Origin of the sequence: Allobacillus sp. SKP2-8, from assembly GCF_007559355.1 — a bacterium.
Taxonomy (GTDB): domain Bacteria; phylum Bacillota; class Bacilli; order Bacillales; family Alkalibacillaceae; genus Allobacillus; species Allobacillus halotolerans.
The window spans coordinates 3,290-20,253 of record NZ_VMHF01000017.1; the positions used below are offsets into that span (position 1 = coordinate 3,290).

The window sequence follows — 16,964 nt, forward strand, 5'->3', positions numbered from 1 at the left end:
CCAAACCTCGACGACATGGGCCTATCCACATAATATGATATAATTGCAATATTAAGCGTAAGGGAGAGATGGACATGTTGAAAGACTATGAAAATATTTTAGTTGCTGTAGATGGCTCCAAAAATGGTGAAAAAGCCTTTAATAAAGCATGCCGAATTGCAAAAAATATTGATGCTAGATTAGTGATTGCGCATGTGGTCGATTACCGTACATTTGCAACGATTGAGCATTATAGCCAGACAATTTTACCTGAAGTCGAACGAGTCGGTAAAGAGCTACTGAAAGAGTATGAAGAAAAGGCAACGCAATCAGGAGTTGGACAAGTAACAAGCGTCATGGAATTCGGCAGTCCTCGTCAAAAAATCCCAAAAACAATTGCAAAGAAATATGAAATCGATTTGATTTTGACTGGTGCCACCGGTCTAAATGCAGTAGAACGAATTATGCTTGGAAGTGTCTCTGAAGCAATCACACGCACAGCTCCGTGCGATGTATTAGTTGTACGCAGTGAATAGTTTTATGAATAGCCTTTTAGGTTACATGTACCATAGAGGTGATCTTACATGACTGTGCAGGTGAAACGAATTTATGAAAAGTCGGCTAAGTCCGATGGCAAGCGTGTTCTTGTCGATGGCATTTGGCCAAGAGGCGTTTCCAAAGAGGAAGCAAATCTCGATGAATGGTTAAAAGAAATAGCTCCAAGTGATGATTTACGTAAATGGTTTGATCACGACCCAGATAAATTTGATTCATTTAAAAAGAAATACAAAGAAGAATTACAATCCGATGAGGAGCAGAAGAAGGCTTATTCGGAACTACAAAAGATGATACAAAAAGAAGATGTGACATTGCTGACTGCAACAAAAGAAGAGGAATATAACCATGCACAAGTGTTGAAGAGTTTATTGTAATTGGTCGGAAACTCCTCTTCAGAAGAAGGTCCATTATGAACGTATATTATAGAGAACAAGTCACTGAACGAAGACCCAATGGACTCTTTACACAAAATATGCCACGATTACTTCAGACGATTGGACAATCATTGACGGTTATTTGTTTCGGATTGCGATCGGGTAGTCGGCCTAATTCATGTCGTTGGAGATGGGTCAACAATCATTCATATCCAAAACATTTTAGTCTTAAGGGATTAACAAAAAGAAGGAATTGGCTCATAATTAATGAATCAAATACTTCCTAATACTCGGACGTCTGGCAAAAAGTCCTATTACCAATGACGCCTGATGTTCGGCAATTCTACGAGGAAAACAACTTTCAATCCTGCGATCAAGGTGACCTCGTTGCTTTTGTTTAATTGAATACGAATTAGATATACTGAAACGTCTTGGGACTGGTTCTCAAGACGTTTGTTTTGTCAATTTCCAATAAAAGCGTCTTGAAACAAAAAACCCTCACTTCCCCCAACCAGAGAAAGTGAGAATTGCGTAAAATATCACTTTCGTACTCCATTTAACCAATCATTCAATTTATTTAACGTGTTATCTGCACGAGATGTATTTGTTAAATAATCCATATCTAGCCGTTTGGCATGCAACAAATATAATCTTTTGCCCCATTCGCAGTCAGATGATGATTTCCAATGGACACAAGCACGCAATCGATCGAGAATAATATCTTCAATTCCAATGACATATACACGGAGATTATTCTCTAATTGTAACTCAATCACCTTATCATAATCTGCATCCTCTAACATATCATTTGGAATCTCAATGCTAATCATCAGTTCCTCATGATACCAATGCCGGCCTTCCGCTATAAATCCAAGCGATTTCAAATAGCTGTCAGCAATTTCACGTTGACTAAAAATAATATCTATATCCGATGTTGTATATTCACTTCGAGTATAGATTTCTACAGCTAACCCTCCGACAATGATCGGTTTCAATTTCTCTTGCTCAAATAATTTTGTAAGAATTGCGATGGTTTGTAACATCTTCTCGAATTTTGGTTTCCCCTTCAACGTAGATAGCTGAAGTCTAGCTTTTTCAATCGAATTCATAATACCACTTCCGCTCTGTGATATATTTTACTTTCCCTTCTTCCTCAGCCTTTTCCCACCGTTTGATACATAGGATATCCAATATTTTTTGTTCATCGATGTCTCGTTCATGCATACGAACAATTCGTCCGCTTTTTCGATCTCGAGCAAGGATTCGTTCTACTTTAGATTTCTGGCTTTCGATTAAATTGTTAAGTTCATTTATATTTAGCTTTTTCATTAAAAGCACCTCAAACGTAAATGTTATTTGTAGTATAACACTTTTTGCCGGTAAACAGACAGAATGGAGACAACATAATTCGTGCTGAATGGATGCTTTTGTAGTTGTATAACGCTCTTTTCTATTAATCATAGACGCTACAAATTTTAAAAAGGAACTTGAGATCTCCTCTCATTTATTTCACTTACTTGCTCACGTGTAAGACATCAATTGCAACGCTAAAATAGTCCAACAAAAAACTCCCAAGCCATTATGACTGGGAGTTTTAGGTGTATATTCAAGATTAACGTTTTGAGAAATATACAGATAAACTCTAAGTATATTGAATACATCGTAATCCATTAATATCAACGTTTTGGAAATTGTTATATGGATAAAAGTGTATGAAAAAGGATTGAAATTGACATTACTTGAACCAATTTGCACCAATTTTATAGATGCTAGTTGAATACACAATATAATTACCTACATGATTAAAACATACGATAATATTAATAATTGCTTGTACTATTTCAATCAGGATTATTAATCTTCAAAAGCCTATTATAAGCATCCTCGTCTTGAAGTATCTTAAAATATTCAATTTCTCTTTTAGCATTTAGTATTTCAAGTTCTTTTGTCTTTTCCGATAAATCGGGAGCATTTGAAATAATTAACTTATTTATTAAGATTGTCAAGGGTTCGCCTATCGCTTGCTTAAAATTAAAACCTAATAGCTGAAGTATATTAAAAGTCTCCGCTGATAAAAGTGGCTTTAACAATTCTAGGTTTTCTTTATTTTTTATACCTTCATCTGTTTCGTCTTTCTCCAGTATACTCTCCAACAGAGGTAAGATACTATTAGTAATGTAATCAATATCTTCTTTCGAAATCTTCTGTGCTACCAAGTGTTCATCATAGATTTGTGCAATCTCAATTAATTGATTCTTTTCCGCAATTAAGCTATTAATTATTTCTTCCAAACTATTAACTGTTTCCTCATTACTATCTTTTGCTTTAGCTAATTTTTTCCTATCCATTATTGTTTGTGAAGTATTTTGCACTAAAAATTTTCCGAGTTCTATACTAGCTTTAATTAACTCCTGATTTTCTAACATTAATATTCCCCCTATTAATGTATATGTAATATAGCCTTCCTTGATTAAACACTCGAAAGGCTAATAAATGATGACTAAGCTTCAACACTCAACCCTTTAAATTCTTTCCCAAGAGCAATTTCACCAATTTGTCTAATTGTCCCTCTACCGTCATTCATCGTATAGAATTTAACCCCTTTAATCTTCACATCTTCTATTTCATCTTCAAATATAATCTCAGCTTCGTGTTCATTAATGTAAGTTAGTAAATCTTCTTTCCATTGTTCTTCTTCCATATTTCGTCCTTTTGGCTCGATAAATATCTGAATGAAATAATCACTGTTTTGTAGATAAAGAATAAAGTCAGGTTGGAATCCTGCCAAATTCACTTCATCGTGTCCACTACCAAACTGATGCAATTTTAATTTATTATTTTTTGCTGACTCACGATGCATATTTTCATCCATGCGTATTAGATACACATCAGAGTATTCCTCTTTTAACTCTGCAACTCTTTCTGCAATTCGATCGATTAATTGCTTTTCGGTTAAGTTAATAATCGCAGAATCATAAACAAAGTAGTCTTCTTTTATTTCATAACGATCCACTGTCTGCGGACTATCCTGCATAAATGCTTTACCCGTGTCATAATTTGGTACACGTTTACGGTAGTTTGCAATATAATCCTTGATTGGATAACCGATAAATTTACCCGTTCCTCGTTGTTTACTGTAACCTGATTTTATTTGTTTTGCGACATAAGAAAAGTACCGCTCTAGAATATTTAGTTTTTCGGTAGCCGTTAGTACACTGCTATCCATTGTTCTTGGAATCGTAACATAGATTGTTCGATTATAAATATTTAACCATTTCTCTTCTAAAAACTCTTCTCTCGAACTTAGTAGCGGAATATACTTTTTCAAGTTAGAAAAATGATAGAACGACAAACGATTCATAATTTTGATGAGATAACGCTTATCAAATGTAACCGCGACGTTATAAGCGTTTGTATAGTCTTCTTGCACTTTCGTATCTTTATAGCTCACTTCTTTTAATGCAGATATATATGGAATGACAACATCGTTTTTGCTATCAATACCATATTTCTCTAATGAATCGTAGTAGTTATCCGTTACTTCAACGGTTTCATTGTAATAAATTTTGCCGTATTTCCATACATCTGTCCGTTTGAAATTAGGCTTCACCTTAACATCAATTAACGGATTCTTTTTATCTTCACCAGTCGGTAAATTCATTTCGTCTAAAGCACTTACTAAGTTCTTCAAGTATTGAGGTTCATTGATTGTATGATAGTGAATCGTTTCTAAGATCAAGCTATCTTTACTATCATCATTAAACCTGCGTGTATATGAACGTTCACCATCTAGTAAAAAAGGGTAATACCTTGCACCACGTCCAATTAATTGTGCTTCTGACATAGTTGTTGCTTTCGTTCCTTTTACTTTCGGGTCATCACTTAAACGAACAATGTCAAAGAGGTTTAATACATCCCATCCCTCGGTGAGCCTAGCAACTGCAAAGATGACTCGATATAAATTCATTGGACTTTCTAAGCTATTTAAAGCTTCATAGTGACCTTTTTCTAAGATACCCGATTGACTTGTGTCATTGGCATTAATAACTCGGTTTGGAGCAAGCTCTCTCTTTATATCTCTGACTATTTCACTTAAGTAATTCTCATTGTCACGGTAATACTCATGTGCCAACGCTAATGTTTCACTATCATCTTCGGAAGTGATTTGTGCTTGTCTGTTAAGAAATGCTTTTAAAGATTCAACGGTTAATGTATCAATCAACTCACTGAATTGTTCGTGGGCTTCATTAGAGGCATTAATTCGCTGAGATTTAAACATAATAACAGGTTTAATATATGCCCCATGGTTTTCTAATGCATATCGCCTTCTATATTCACTTAATAAAACGGCGTTCATCATGTTATCAACGTCTGTATTACTCGACTGAATTCGCTTTACATTCTTAGAATATTTGTCTTGGATGAAGCGGTCGAGAGCATAGCGATACAACACTTTATCTTTGTATTTTTCATAAACATTCTTATTTTCCAGGTCAATTGTAGCGGTAAATTCAAGTAAACGATTGTCTTTATTCGCATTTAAAATCGTTGAGATTGCTTTCTCCCAGGATTGTTCTGTTTCTTTTTCTGATTTGGTTGAAGCAGAGTAATGATGTGCTTCGTCTCCTAAAATAACGACTTTATTCCTTGCATAATCTTCTTCTCCCATTGCATTTTCTTTTTGTGTATAAATATCTGCAGCAACGCGTTGAACGGTTGCCAGCTTTAGGTAGATTGTATTTTTACTTTGAGTTTTTGGAAAAGAGTCAACTTGCCTAATTTCAATTCGCTCTCCGTCAATCTCAATTTGTCGTGAATATAAGTATTTATCCGATCCGGTGTTAGTTAGGTTATCGATTGTTTTATTTAGTACACCGTTTGTGTTTACCAAGAATAAGAAGTTCTGATACCCCCAATCTTGATAAAGATATAAAATTAGGCCTGCCATTAAATCCGTTTTACCACTTCCAGTTGCCATGTTGAATAATACATGATTCACATTCCGAAATCGAAACTCATTCGCTGCTTGTGAATAATGAAAAAAACGCAAAGCTGCATCTTGATAATATCTATATGAATGTACCATGTTTTGTCTGATGTAATCTGGGGTTTCCCACTCACCTTCATCATTAAATAAACTTTCATTTAATTCTCTTACTTCATCATATAAAGGTAGTGGTAGCTGCTTCTTTCTTTTTACCAAGCTTACTCGCTCCCATCATCATAAAAGTGTTTATTGAATGAGTAGTCGTCATCGGAAATCAAATCACGGACATTTGCATCGTCGATCTCTGAATAATTATAATAGAGTTGGTTTTTGTCGATGATTTTAAAGAGAGTTTTCTTTTGATCTTCGAATGGCAGTTCATGTAGGGTGTCTTTTACTGCTTCTAAATCAACACGAAAGTCAATTTCTGCTTCATCTAGCATGAAATCGAATACTTGCTGTAATTCTGATTGTGTTTTCGCATTTATAGTAGCAGTTAAAAAACCACGGTTTTTTTCCATTAATTCAGCATAGACAAAACTGCCGCCACCTTGCCAATTTACATCACTATGCCGGGATACACCACCTTGTTCACCTTCAATCACTTTCTGTAAACGTGGTACAGATACTTCATTTAAATAATCCATTTGCTCAATTCCGATATATTTTCGATTCATTTTATGAGAAACTGCTTGGGTAGTGGCCGATCCCATAAAGAAATCAAGTACTAGATCATTTTCTTTCGTAGCTATGCTTAAAATTCTATGTAATAGGTCCTCTGGTTTTGGGAAAGAGAATACTTTTTTGCCAAATAACTCTCTAAGATGCACTGTACCTCTTTCAGAATTGACCGATTTGTCATTCCACACCGACCTTGCCATTTGAGAATTATTACGATATTTTTCAACAATCATATATCTACCAGATTCGCTCATTGCTTTACCTACTACATTAATATTTAAATTTTGCAATGATTTTTCTTTTCCCCAACGCCAAACAGTTTTTATTCCCATTGATTCAGCGGGATAGACTTCTACAAAACCCTCTTTAGGTTCTAAAGATAGTTCTAAAAACCCATTATCTAATTCTTTATTGGGGTTAACATAAAAAGGATAATGCAAGTTAGGACGGTTATCGATATGAAATGCAGTATTTCTATTTCTAAGTTCTCTTATTTCATAACCACTTATCTCATCTGAGTAAGGGAACTTTTTATCTAAATCAGTAATCCTATATATATTGTAATCATCTTTGGATTTAGCATAGACATGAATAAATTCATGCATATTTGCTATACCTCCGTAATCACGTCCACGAGGATTATTAACAACCGTTATTGTTTCAATGAATTGCTCGTGCCCAAAGACTTCATCCATCAAAACCTTTAAATAGGATTGTTCATTATTGTCACAATGAACAAAAATAACACCGTCTTGACTCATAAAATCTTTAACAATATCTAATCTATTCTTCATAAATGTTAACCAAGTTGAATGATTAAAATGGTCATTGTACCTAAAACTATCATTACCTGTGTTATATGGAGGATCAATATATACGAGTTTAACTTTTCTTGCATACCTTTCCTTTAGCGTATGTAATGCCAGTAAGTTATTCCCTTTTATAATTAAATTATCTTTCTCACTGAAACTACCTACTTCATATACACCATTTTCATCATACTTTCTCGCATTCACTAAAATCTTCTTGTCTAATAGAACATCAATTTCTTCCTTTGAAATAACTTTGTTCAAAAATGGCTCATCTGGGCGTAAGTCACCTTTATCTGTATCTTCTTTACTCATACTTGCTTTCAACACCGTATCTTTATAAGGGAAATCTAATACAACATCTGTCGATTCATCGATAAATTTTCCACCCGCTGCTAACCCGATTTTCTTTGAGTATTTTGTATACGAGTCTTGCCAGTATTCGTCCGTTTCGAATAATTCAATGAGTTTATTTGTTTGTAAGACAAGATTCCCTGCAATATCAATTGTAAAGTTGCTCTTTAGTATTTCATCCGAAATAAATGCTTCAAGTAAATCTTTATCATATGTATCTAAATCTTGAATAACTTTGTTCTTATTTAATGCTTCACCTATAAAATACTTGTTACCAAATTGCTGCAAAACGTGTTTAATTGCTTCATTAATTTTAGTTTTCATTCCAAAATCAGTCCTTATAATATTTTAATCATCGAGCTTGTTATAATATCCACTTATTATATTATCACATAAAATATTTTCTTCATAAATCATGAAGTTTAATAGGACAAATTTCCCAAGACCAAGACAAAAACCAATATACTGATGAATTCAAAGTACATAGGTTTTCGACATAATGAGCCTTTTATATATATTATAGGACTATATTTACCTTTATTGGCGCTATCTTGATTAATAAAGTTAAATTCCTCTCTTTGTAAGTTGGTGTAAAACATTTCTTAATGCATTCATATCATTCGTTAATCTTGAATCATCTGATGTTTTATATAATAAATCCGAAGTAAAACCTAAATTTAAGTTAAAGGATTGCTCAGTGGTTTGGTTATTCATATCTTCATAAACAATTGTTACAATGAGATCTTCCATCTCTTTTACATTTACTGCAGTAATAAACTTTTGATTAGGTGCAATTAAGGCATTTTTTACTGAATCCAGCTTACCTTCCCTTCCTAATCCTTTAATTTCCTTATTAAATTTAATATCTACTATTGTTGCAGGTGTTTTTCCAAAGTTTTTTATTACAAAATATTTTTGAAAGTGTCCAACTTCTATCATTTCAACAAAGCAACCAATATAGGGTCTATTTGCATCTTCTATTGATTTCTTTGTGAGTCGTAATGATTTAGTAGCGATGATAACCGAAACAATTGAAATTATCGTTGTTGCAATGATGGATAGTATTTGTATCCAATCTGAAAAAGCTATTGCATCAGTTATGGTTCCCACCGGAAATAATCCCCCTTTAAATATTTAATTGGCACTAGACCTATTGAAAAACAAATCGAGTTTAATGGTTAGTGTTATCTACTACTTTATGCAATGTCGCTATAAAAACAAAAAAACTCCCAAGTCATTATGACTGGGAGTTTTAGGTGTATAATCAAACTTAACGCTTAGAGAACTGTGGTGCACGACGAGCACTCTTAAGACCGTATTTCTTACGTTCTTTTTCACGTGCGTCACGTGTTAGTAGTCCTTCACTCTTCAATACTTTACGGTATTCAGGGTCTGCTTCAAGCAATGCACGAGCGATTCCGTGACGGATTGCTCCTGCTTGACCTGTGAATCCACCACCATTGACATTTACTAATACATCGTAGTTTCCTACGTTTTCAGTTGCTTCAAGTGGTTGGTTAATGATTAAACGTAAAGTTTCATGTGGGAAATATTCTTTAGCGTCGACATCGTTGACTGTAACTGTTCCATTACCTGGAACAAGTCGAACACGAGCGACTGATCTTTTACGACGGCCAGTTCCGTAGTATTGTACTTGTGCCACGATTGATTAACCTCCTTTTTTTCAATTACCCGCGAAGTTCGTAAACTTCTGGTTGTTGTGCTTGATGCTTATGTTCAGCACCACGATAAACGTGTAATTTTTTGATCATTTTACGTCCTAGCTTGTTCTTAGGAAGCATTCCTTTAACAGCTATTTCTAGCATTTGTTCAGGGTATTTCGTACGCATTTCGTTTGCTGTACGTGATTTCAAACCACCTGGGTGATTTGAGTGACGGTAATAAATTTTATCGTCTAGTTTGTTACCAGTTAAATGAATTTTGTCTGCGTTAACGATAATGACGTGATCGCCAGTATCGACATGCGGCGTGTATGTTGGTTTGTGTTTTCCGCGAAGTAGGCCAGCTACTTCTGTAGAAAGACGGCCAAGTGTTTGTCCTTCTGCGTCTACCACATACCACTTACGCTCAACATTGTTTTCATTTGCCATGAAAGTTGTGCGCATGTGTTTTCCCTCCTATATTTCAATCCGTTTATTTTGCGTTTTTCAATTTATCTCACACGAATAGTTTTCCGGGGCTATTACGTGGTTATGATAAAATGCCATAGCATATATTATAATACCTATGGCATCTTTGTCAAGTCATATATTGGTTTATCTTCATCTTCATTCAATATTCGACGACTTAATTCGGGTTGCAATGACCATATTCAACGCCAGTCAACACATGCATCATTCATGTTTTGGTTTAATGTTTAAAGTGGCGATTGCCCGTAAAGACCATCGCAATTCCGAACTCATTACATTTTTGAATAGAGTCTTCATCACGAATCGAGCCACCTGGTTGGATAATCGTCTTGATTCCTGCCGACTGTGCTGCTTCTACAGTATCCGACATTGGGAAAAAAGCATCAGATGCCATGACCGCACCTTTTGCCGCTTCACCCGCTTGTTCAATCGCGATTTTAGCAGCACCCACTCGGTTCATTTGCCCTGCTCCGACGCCGACGGTCTTTTCATCCTTCGCCAGCAAAATGGCGTTCGATTTCACATGCTTGGCGATTTTCCACGCAAACGTTAAGTCTTTCCACTCTGATTCGGGTGGTTCTCTCTCGGTTACTACTGTCCAATCTGCAGGATGAACTTCCAGTCGGTCTTCCTCCTGAATTAAGACACCTCCAGCAACGGATGTCACCTTCTTTTCCTTTGGGCGCTGATCAAAAGGTAGCTTGAGCAATCGGATATTTTTCTTTTGCGTAAGTATTTCCAGTGCTTCCTGTGAAAAATCGGGTGCGATAATAATTTCCAAGAATATTTCTTTTAATTTTTCAGCTACATCTTTCTCAACAGGCTGGTTGATGGCAACAATTCCACCAAAAATGGATACCGGGTCTGCTTCATAAGCACGCATATAAGCATCATATGCCGTATCACCTACTCCCACTCCACAAGGATTCATATGCTTAATGGCAACCGCTGCAGGCTCATCAAATTCGGCGATTACTTCTAGGGCTGCATTGCCATCTTGAATGTTGTTGTAAGATAAAGGCTTTCCATGTAATTGTTCGGCATTTGCGAGCGTTCGATCCCCGGCTAAAGGATGAGTATAAAAAGCAGCCTGCTGGTGAGGATTTTCGCCATACCTTAATTGTTCCTTCCGTTCATATGTAAACGTCTGTGTTTCAGGGAATGAATCACCTGTTTGTTTTGTCAGGTATTCGGCGATTAAAGCATCGTAGTGAGCTGTATGACGAAAAACTTTTGCAGCTAGTTCAGTTTTGAGTTCGGTAGTTAATCCCTTTTCAATTGATTCAGCAACTCGGTTATAATCCTGAGGATCCACAACAACCGTTACGTCTTGATGGTTTTTTGCAGCTGCCCGCAGCATCGCAGGTCCACCAATATCAATATTCTCTATGGACTCTTCAAATGTCCTCTCATTTCGAGCAATCGTCTCTTTAAATGGATACAGATTGACGACCAATAAATCGATTGGCGTGATTCCTTGTTCTTCGATTTGTTGTATATGCTCCCCTTCATTTCGTTTCGCCAAGAGTCCAGCATGCACATTTGGGTGAAGCGTTTTGACTCTTCCATCCAAAATTTCTGGGAAGCCTGTGACATCTTCGACTGAAATGACCGGAATATCCACTTCCTGAAGTGCCTTTTTTGTTCCACCAGTGGACACAATTTCAACTCCTGAATTGACGAGTTGATTCGCAAAGTCAATGATCCCCTCTTTATCCGAAACGCTGATTAATGCACGTTGTTTTATGCCCAAGTTAGTCACCCTTCCACTACTTTAGGTTTTTTCTACAAAGTCATTGCTAAATCTCTTGTGATTTTTCGATAACTGGAAGGTTCAATGAATACCTTTCTCTTCATACAACCGCTCGCTTTTCCTCATGATGAACCTCTTTTATTCCAAACCGAGGCGTTCGAAAATCATATCTACATTTTTCAAGTGATAGGTCGGGTCAAAACAATCATCCAATTCTTCTTGGGAAAGTAACGATTGAATTTCCTCATTCTCTTTTACCAAATCAATAAAAGATGTTCCTTCTTCCCATGCCTGCATGGCCAAAGGCTGAACTAAATCATAGGCTTTTTCACGGGCATATCCTTTATCGATCAAGGACAATAATACTCGTTGAGAAAAGATTAATCCAAACGTTTTATCCATATTGGAACGCATATTCTCTTCAAAAACGGTTAACTTTTCGACGATTGTCGTGAAACGATTCAACATATAATTCAAAGCAATCGTTGCATCCGGGAGAATGACCCGTTCGGCAGAGGAGTGTGAAATATCCCGTTCGTGCCAAAGTGGAACGTTCTCATACGCAGTCTGCATATAACCGCGAAGCACACGTGCCATCCCTGTCATATTCTCTGAGCCAATTGGATTGCGTTTATGCGGCATAGCTGATGAGCCTTTTTGTCCTTTAGCAAAAAACTCTTCCACTTCCCGCGTTTCGCTTTTTTGCAGGCCACGAATCTCTACAGCCATTTTTTCAATTGAAGTTGCAATCAAGGAAAGTGTCGCGATGTAATGGGCATGGCGATCACGCTGTAAAGTCTGTGTAGAAATCGGTGCTGGTTGAATGCCTAACTTTTCACACACGTACTGTTCAACAAATGGATCGATATTCGCATACGTACCGACAGCTCCAGAAAGTTTCCCGAATTCAATTCCTTCAGCTGCATCTTCAAACCGTTTGACATTCCGCTTCATCTCTTCATACCAGAGCGCTAATTTTAATCCGAATGTTGTCGGTTCGGCATGAACTCCATGTGTTCTTCCCATCATGATGGTATGTTTATGGGCCTTCGCTTTTTCAGCCAACACCTCAACAAACTTGTTTAAGTCTTTGCGAATTATTTCATTAGCTTGCCGGATTTGATAGGAAAGAGCCGTATCTACCACATCCGTAGAAGTCAATCCATAATGAACCCATTTCTTCTCTTCTCCTAACGTTTCAGAAACTGCCCGGGTGAATGCGACAACATCATGCCGAGTTTCCGCTTCAATTTCTTGAATTCGCTCGATGTCAAAATCAGCGTTTTCACGTATTTTCTGTACATCTGCTTTGGGAATGACACCTAACTCAGCCCAAGCTTCACAAGCAAGAATCTCTACTTCCAACCAAGCCTTAAATCGATTCTCTTCCGCCCAGATTCTTCCCATTTCTTCTCTTGTATAACGTTCGATCATCCTAAGTCCCTCCAGATTTTTCAGCCGTTTGATTTGTTTGATGATTTGTTCTGTATGCTCACCCAGACATTGATGTGTACATCATAGCATGGGGAACTTGATAAATTCTTAATTTATCATTGGTGTTTTCCAAATATTGATACCGTCAATAAAAATAATGTTTAAACAAAAATATCGTTTACATGCTTAATACGTCACTTCCCATAAAAACAATCCTTTTCCTGGGGCAGTTCTGCCGAGAAGTCTACGATCTTTCGATTGAAATGCCTTTTCGATACAACCTAAGTCCTTTTTCCCTAGTCCGATATCCACCAGCGTACCGACGATGATGCGTACCATATGGGTCAAGAACCCATTACCTTTGACCTCAACCATCAGACGACCATCTTCTTCAAAAAGTTGTATATGATGCACGGTTCGTGTCTTATCGCCTTTGACGTTTGATTTAGAGGCAGAAAACGGGGTAAAATCATGCGTGCCTTCGATTTGAAGAGTCGCTTCCTTCATCTTCTGGATATCCAATTTCTGTGGTACATGCCATTCGAAATTCCTCATGAAAATATCTATGGCTGATGTGTTGCGGATAAAATAACGGTACGTTTTATCTCGTGCGTTTTTTCGAGCATGAAAGTCACTCGATACCTTCTCAACATTTTTGACAGTTATATCGTCGGGAAACGTCGTACGAAGGGCATTTTCCCAATTTTGTTCGGAAAGCTCTAGTTCCGTATCGAAATGAATGAATTGGCTTCTTGCATGGACACCAGAGTCCGTCCGGCCTGATGCGAAAATCCGAACCGGCTGGCGGTGAATCTTTTCCAATGCTTTTTCAATCTCCAGTTGAATCGTTCTCTTTTTTACTTGTACCTGGAAACCAGCAAATCCAGTTCCATCATAAGCAATATTAACTTTTAATCGTTGCACAGAACATTCTCCTTTATTAAGTTGAGCATCTTGAGTGAGAAGGTTTTGGTAATACAAATATTCCATTAAGAAGGTACCGTCATAAGCTGAATGTTCTTTTAATCGCTTTTAACCATTGAAATAAAAGAATCCAATAACGATGATGATAAACAATAGAAAAACGATTAAATCAAGCGACGTAAATTTCAATTCACGGAATTTCGTTCTCCCATAATCTCCTCTGTATCCTCTTGCTTCCATAGCCATAGCTAAGTCTTCCGCTCGTTTAAAGGCACTGATAAACAGCGGAATCAGCAAAGCAAAGATCGCCTTCAATCGGTCACGCCACTTTCCAGTACGAAAATCAATACCGCGAGATGCTTGCGCTTTCGAAATTTTGTCCGTTTCTTCGATCAATGTTGGAATGAAGCGTAAGGAGATGGACATCATTAAGGCTAATTCATGAATAGGTAATTTAATGGATTTTAACGGTTTCAGTAATGTTTCAACCGCATCAGTAATCGAAATTGGTGTCGTTGTTAACGTTAACAGTGACGTCATTAATATAAGTAAAAATAACCGGGATGATATGATTGCTGCTTGGATAACCGCTTGGTCGTAAATCGCATATCCGAAAATCGAGAATAATACCTCTCCCTGGCGTTGTATGAATAAGTGTAAGATAAACGTCAATATGATGATAAACCATATCGGACGCAAGCCTTTCACGATAAATAAAGGGTGTACGCGAGACATAACCGCGCCAAATGCAGCAAAGAGAAATAAGATCAAGTAGCTACTCAATGTCTCAGCAGAAAAGGTCACGAGGACGTAAAAAAATACGATCACTAATTTGGTACGTGCATCTAACGCATGAACAGGTGATTCCTTTGGTACATATTGACCAATGATAAAGGATTGATTCATCGGTTGCCTCCTGCGTGTAAAGCTTTTGCTATATCTTTTCCTAATTCGCTAGGACTTTGATGAAGATAGGTTATTGGTAAACCTAATGTTTGCTTTAATTGATTAATTAGCTGTAATTCTTCGGGTATGCCAAGTCCAATTTTTCGGAGACGTTCTTCTTCTTGGAATACTTCTACTGGTTCTCCTTGCATCACTAGTTCTCCTTTGTTTAACACAAACGCCTGGTTCGCGTGACGGAGAACATCTTCCATGTGATGGGTCACTAGAATGATTGTCATTCTTTTTTTCTTATGTAGCGAGTCGATTAAACTCATGATTTGCTTTCTACCTCTTGGATCGAGACCGGCCGTCGGTTCATCCAAAATCAATACGTTTGGTTCCGTAATGAGCACTCCTGCGATGGCTACCCGCCGCATTTGACCACCACTTAATTCAAACGGCGAGCGCTGGAGAACGTCTGTCGGTAACCCGACTTCTTCTAAAATAGTTGGCAGATTATGCTTTGCTTCCTCAACATCCATACCAAAGTTTTTAGGGCCAAACAGAATATCTTTCTCAACTGTTTCCTCGAATAACTGGTGCTCTGGGTATTGAAAGACTACACCAACTTTTCGACGTAGTGATTTAATCTCATTGTTCTTCTTCGTCGTCAGCTCGAAATCGCCAATACGAACTGTCCCCGAAGTTGGGCGTAGAATGCCATTTAAGTGTTGTAGCAATGTTGATTTTCCTGACCCTGTATGCCCGATAAAAGCAGCATAATCTCCATCTTTTATCGTCAGACTGATATCTTTTAATGCTTGGTGAGAAAATGGACTATTCGGTTGATAAATAAAATCTACATTTTCGAAGACAATTTCCATAGTTGATCCACCAATTCTTTCATATGTAATGGTTCTTTCTCCAGTTTAACTCCATGCTCGTTCATTCCTGCATATATACTTGATATAAGTGGTATTTCCAATCCAATCTCGGACAGCTCATTTTGGTATTGGAAAACTTCTCTCGGTTTACCACTCATCCACTGTCTTCCTTCGTTCATTACAATGATTCGGTCCGCGTAGGCTGCTTCACTCAAGTCATGTGTAATATAGACAATCGTCATCTTTTTTGTTTTTCGAAGACCTTTAATCGTTTCCAATAATTCTTGCTTTCCATTCGGATCCAACATTGTCGATGCCTCATCAAAAATGATCACTTCTGGCATAATCGCTAGAATGCCAGCGATTGCGACGCGTTGCTTCTGCCCGCCAGATAAACGATTTGGTGCTTGGTCTTTAAATGAATACATATCAACTTCTTTTAATGCGGCAGAAACTCGTTTCACCATTTCTTCTCGAGGGACACCTAAGTTTTCTAAACCAAACGCGACATCATCCATGACAGTTGTCCCAACAAATTGGTTCTCTGGATTCTGAAAAACCATGCCGACCTTCTTGCGGATTTCCCAATAGGTATCTTCTGACAACGATAGCCCGTCCACTGAAATCGTTCCGCTTGTAGGAAGAAGTAAGCCATTCATCAGTTTTGCCAGTGTAGATTTACCAGAACCATTATGACCGATCAAAGCAATCCATTCATTTTGTTCAATCGACATACTTAATTCATCTACTGCATTTCCACTATTTTTGTCATATGAATAGCTCACTTTGTTAAATTCAATCATCACTGTTGCTCCCTTGGCACCGTACTCTTTCACTAATGTTAGTTTATCATACCGACAAGTCGATTTGGTAATAGATCTGGTTCTAGCTTCGTATGAGGAGTTATTTCATGACTAATACGGTTTTAGTCACATGTTGGAGTGCTCTTTAGAGAGTACTTCTTATAAACGTTTAGCGTTGTCAAACCAATTACAAAACCATTTTTCAGTAAAAGTCGGAATTCAATACAGCAGATTGATCACAATTAAGATGGAGATACCACTTTGTTTGTAATGTGGTATTCGAAGATAGAGTTAAATTTAGTCGTACTACCCCCGAATAGAGCGCTTCTAATCAAAGGTAGAGTAGAATTTAGTCGTGCTAACCCCGAATAGAGCGCTTCTAATCGAAG

General features: G+C 37.2%; 16 protein-coding genes. 2 read left to right on the forward strand and 14 right to left on the reverse strand.

Annotation, left to right across the window (positions count from 1 at the left end; all coding sequences use genetic code 11):
- Positions 1-74 precede the first annotated feature (74 nt).
- Positions 75-515: a universal stress protein gene (locus FPQ10_RS10920; protein ID WP_186278662.1), complete on the forward strand. Its 441-nt coding sequence runs from the start codon at positions 75-77 to the stop codon at positions 513-515.
- Between the two features lie 48 nt (positions 516-563).
- On the forward strand, positions 564-911 hold the full coding sequence (locus tag FPQ10_RS10925; RefSeq protein ID WP_144163545.1) for a DUF488 domain-containing protein: 348 nt from the start codon (positions 564-566) through the stop codon (positions 909-911).
- Positions 912-1,450: 539 nt separating this feature from the next.
- On the opposite strand, the gene FPQ10_RS10935 is transcribed toward FPQ10_RS10925, so the two are convergent.
- From FPQ10_RS10935 to FPQ10_RS11000, 14 genes are all read right to left on the reverse strand, one after another.
- The gene (locus tag FPQ10_RS10935) at positions 1,451-2,020 is read right to left on the reverse strand and encodes a DUF6036 family nucleotidyltransferase (protein WP_144163546.1); all 570 of its coding nucleotides are present in this window, start codon (positions 2,018-2,020) and stop codon (positions 1,451-1,453) included.
- The gene (locus FPQ10_RS10940) at positions 2,007-2,240 is read right to left on the reverse strand and encodes a hypothetical protein (protein ID WP_144163547.1); all 234 of its coding nucleotides are present in this window, start codon (positions 2,238-2,240) and stop codon (positions 2,007-2,009) included. The genes FPQ10_RS10935 and FPQ10_RS10940 overlap by 14 nt, the downstream gene beginning before the upstream one ends.
- 512 nt (positions 2,241-2,752) lie before the next feature.
- Entirely contained in the window at positions 2,753-3,337 is a 585-nt protein-coding gene (locus tag FPQ10_RS10945; protein ID WP_144163548.1) for a hypothetical protein, read from the reverse strand.
- Between the two features lie 74 nt (positions 3,338-3,411).
- Positions 3,412-6,114 (reverse strand): DEAD/DEAH box helicase family protein, encoded by a 2,703-nt coding sequence (locus tag FPQ10_RS10950; RefSeq protein WP_144163549.1) that lies wholly within the window; start codon positions 6,112-6,114, stop codon positions 3,412-3,414.
- A 2-nt stretch (positions 6,115-6,116) separates the two neighbouring features.
- A complete protein-coding gene (locus FPQ10_RS10955) occupies positions 6,117-8,066 on the reverse strand; it encodes a site-specific DNA-methyltransferase (protein ID WP_144163550.1) in 1,950 nt (649 codons plus the stop codon).
- Positions 8,067-8,306: 240 nt separating this feature from the next.
- A complete protein-coding gene (locus tag FPQ10_RS10960) occupies positions 8,307-8,852 on the reverse strand; it encodes a hypothetical protein (RefSeq protein WP_255439919.1) in 546 nt (181 codons plus the stop codon).
- A 160-nt stretch (positions 8,853-9,012) separates the two neighbouring features.
- Complete coding sequence (gene rpsI, locus FPQ10_RS10965) at positions 9,013-9,405, reverse strand: 30S ribosomal protein S9 (protein ID WP_144163551.1); 393 nt, start codon at positions 9,403-9,405, stop codon at positions 9,013-9,015.
- 25 nt (positions 9,406-9,430) lie between these two features.
- Complete coding sequence (gene rplM, locus FPQ10_RS10970; RefSeq protein WP_144163552.1) at positions 9,431-9,868, reverse strand: 50S ribosomal protein L13; 438 nt, start codon at positions 9,866-9,868, stop codon at positions 9,431-9,433.
- A gap of 244 nt (positions 9,869-10,112) precedes the next feature.
- A complete protein-coding gene (gene purH / locus FPQ10_RS10975) occupies positions 10,113-11,639 on the reverse strand; it encodes a bifunctional phosphoribosylaminoimidazolecarboxamide formyltransferase/IMP cyclohydrolase (RefSeq protein ID WP_186278663.1) in 1,527 nt (508 codons plus the stop codon).
- Positions 11,640-11,783: 144 nt separating this feature from the next.
- Positions 11,784-13,079, reverse strand: a complete 1,296-nt coding sequence (gene purB / locus FPQ10_RS10980) for an adenylosuccinate lyase (protein WP_144163554.1) — start codon at positions 13,077-13,079, stop codon at positions 11,784-11,786.
- Between the two features lie 186 nt (positions 13,080-13,265).
- On the reverse strand, positions 13,266-14,003 hold the full coding sequence (truA, locus tag FPQ10_RS10985) for a tRNA pseudouridine(38-40) synthase TruA (protein ID WP_144163555.1): 738 nt from the start codon (positions 14,001-14,003) through the stop codon (positions 13,266-13,268).
- A gap of 108 nt (positions 14,004-14,111) precedes the next feature.
- Positions 14,112-14,909, reverse strand: coding sequence for an energy-coupling factor transporter transmembrane component T family protein (locus FPQ10_RS10990; protein ID WP_144163556.1), 798 nt, complete (start codon positions 14,907-14,909; stop codon positions 14,112-14,114).
- The gene (locus FPQ10_RS10995; RefSeq protein WP_144163557.1) at positions 14,906-15,772 is read right to left on the reverse strand and encodes an energy-coupling factor transporter ATPase; all 867 of its coding nucleotides are present in this window, start codon (positions 15,770-15,772) and stop codon (positions 14,906-14,908) included. Before FPQ10_RS10995 ends, FPQ10_RS10990 begins: the two co-directional genes overlap by 4 nt.
- Positions 15,748-16,575: an energy-coupling factor ABC transporter ATP-binding protein gene (locus tag FPQ10_RS11000; protein WP_144163558.1), complete on the reverse strand. Its 828-nt coding sequence runs from the start codon at positions 16,573-16,575 to the stop codon at positions 15,748-15,750. Before FPQ10_RS11000 ends, FPQ10_RS10995 begins: the two co-directional genes overlap by 25 nt.
- Positions 16,576-16,964 lie beyond the last annotated feature (389 nt).

Bases quoted from the DNA above. Each gene is read 5' to 3' on its own strand.
- FPQ10_RS10920 (WP_186278662.1), top strand. From the start codon at position 75: ATGTTGAAAGACTATGAAAATATTTTAGTTGCTGTAGATGGCTCCAAA.
- FPQ10_RS10925 (WP_144163545.1), top strand. From the start codon at position 564: ATGACTGTGCAGGTGAAACGAATTTATGAAAAGTCGGCTAAGTCCGAT.
- FPQ10_RS10935 (WP_144163546.1), bottom strand. From the start codon at position 2,020: ATGAATTCGATTGAAAAAGCTAGACTTCAGCTATCTACGTTGAAGGGG.
- FPQ10_RS10940 (WP_144163547.1), bottom strand. From the start codon at position 2,240: ATGAAAAAGCTAAATATAAATGAACTTAACAATTTAATCGAAAGCCAG.
- FPQ10_RS10945 (WP_144163548.1), bottom strand. From the start codon at position 3,337: ATGTTAGAAAATCAGGAGTTAATTAAAGCTAGTATAGAACTCGGAAAA.
- FPQ10_RS10955 (WP_144163550.1), bottom strand. From the start codon at position 8,066: ATGAAAACTAAAATTAATGAAGCAATTAAACACGTTTTGCAGCAATTT.
- rplM (WP_144163552.1), bottom strand. From the start codon at position 9,868: ATGCGCACAACTTTCATGGCAAATGAAAACAATGTTGAGCGTAAGTGG.
- purB (WP_144163554.1), bottom strand. From the start codon at position 13,079: ATGATCGAACGTTATACAAGAGAAGAAATGGGAAGAATCTGGGCGGAA.
- FPQ10_RS10990 (WP_144163556.1), bottom strand. From the start codon at position 14,909: ATGAATCAATCCTTTATCATTGGTCAATATGTACCAAAGGAATCACCT.
- FPQ10_RS10995 (WP_144163557.1), bottom strand. From the start codon at position 15,772: ATGGAAATTGTCTTCGAAAATGTAGATTTTATTTATCAACCGAATAGT.
- FPQ10_RS11000 (WP_144163558.1), bottom strand. From the start codon at position 16,575: ATGATTGAATTTAACAAAGTGAGCTATTCATATGACAAAAATAGTGGA.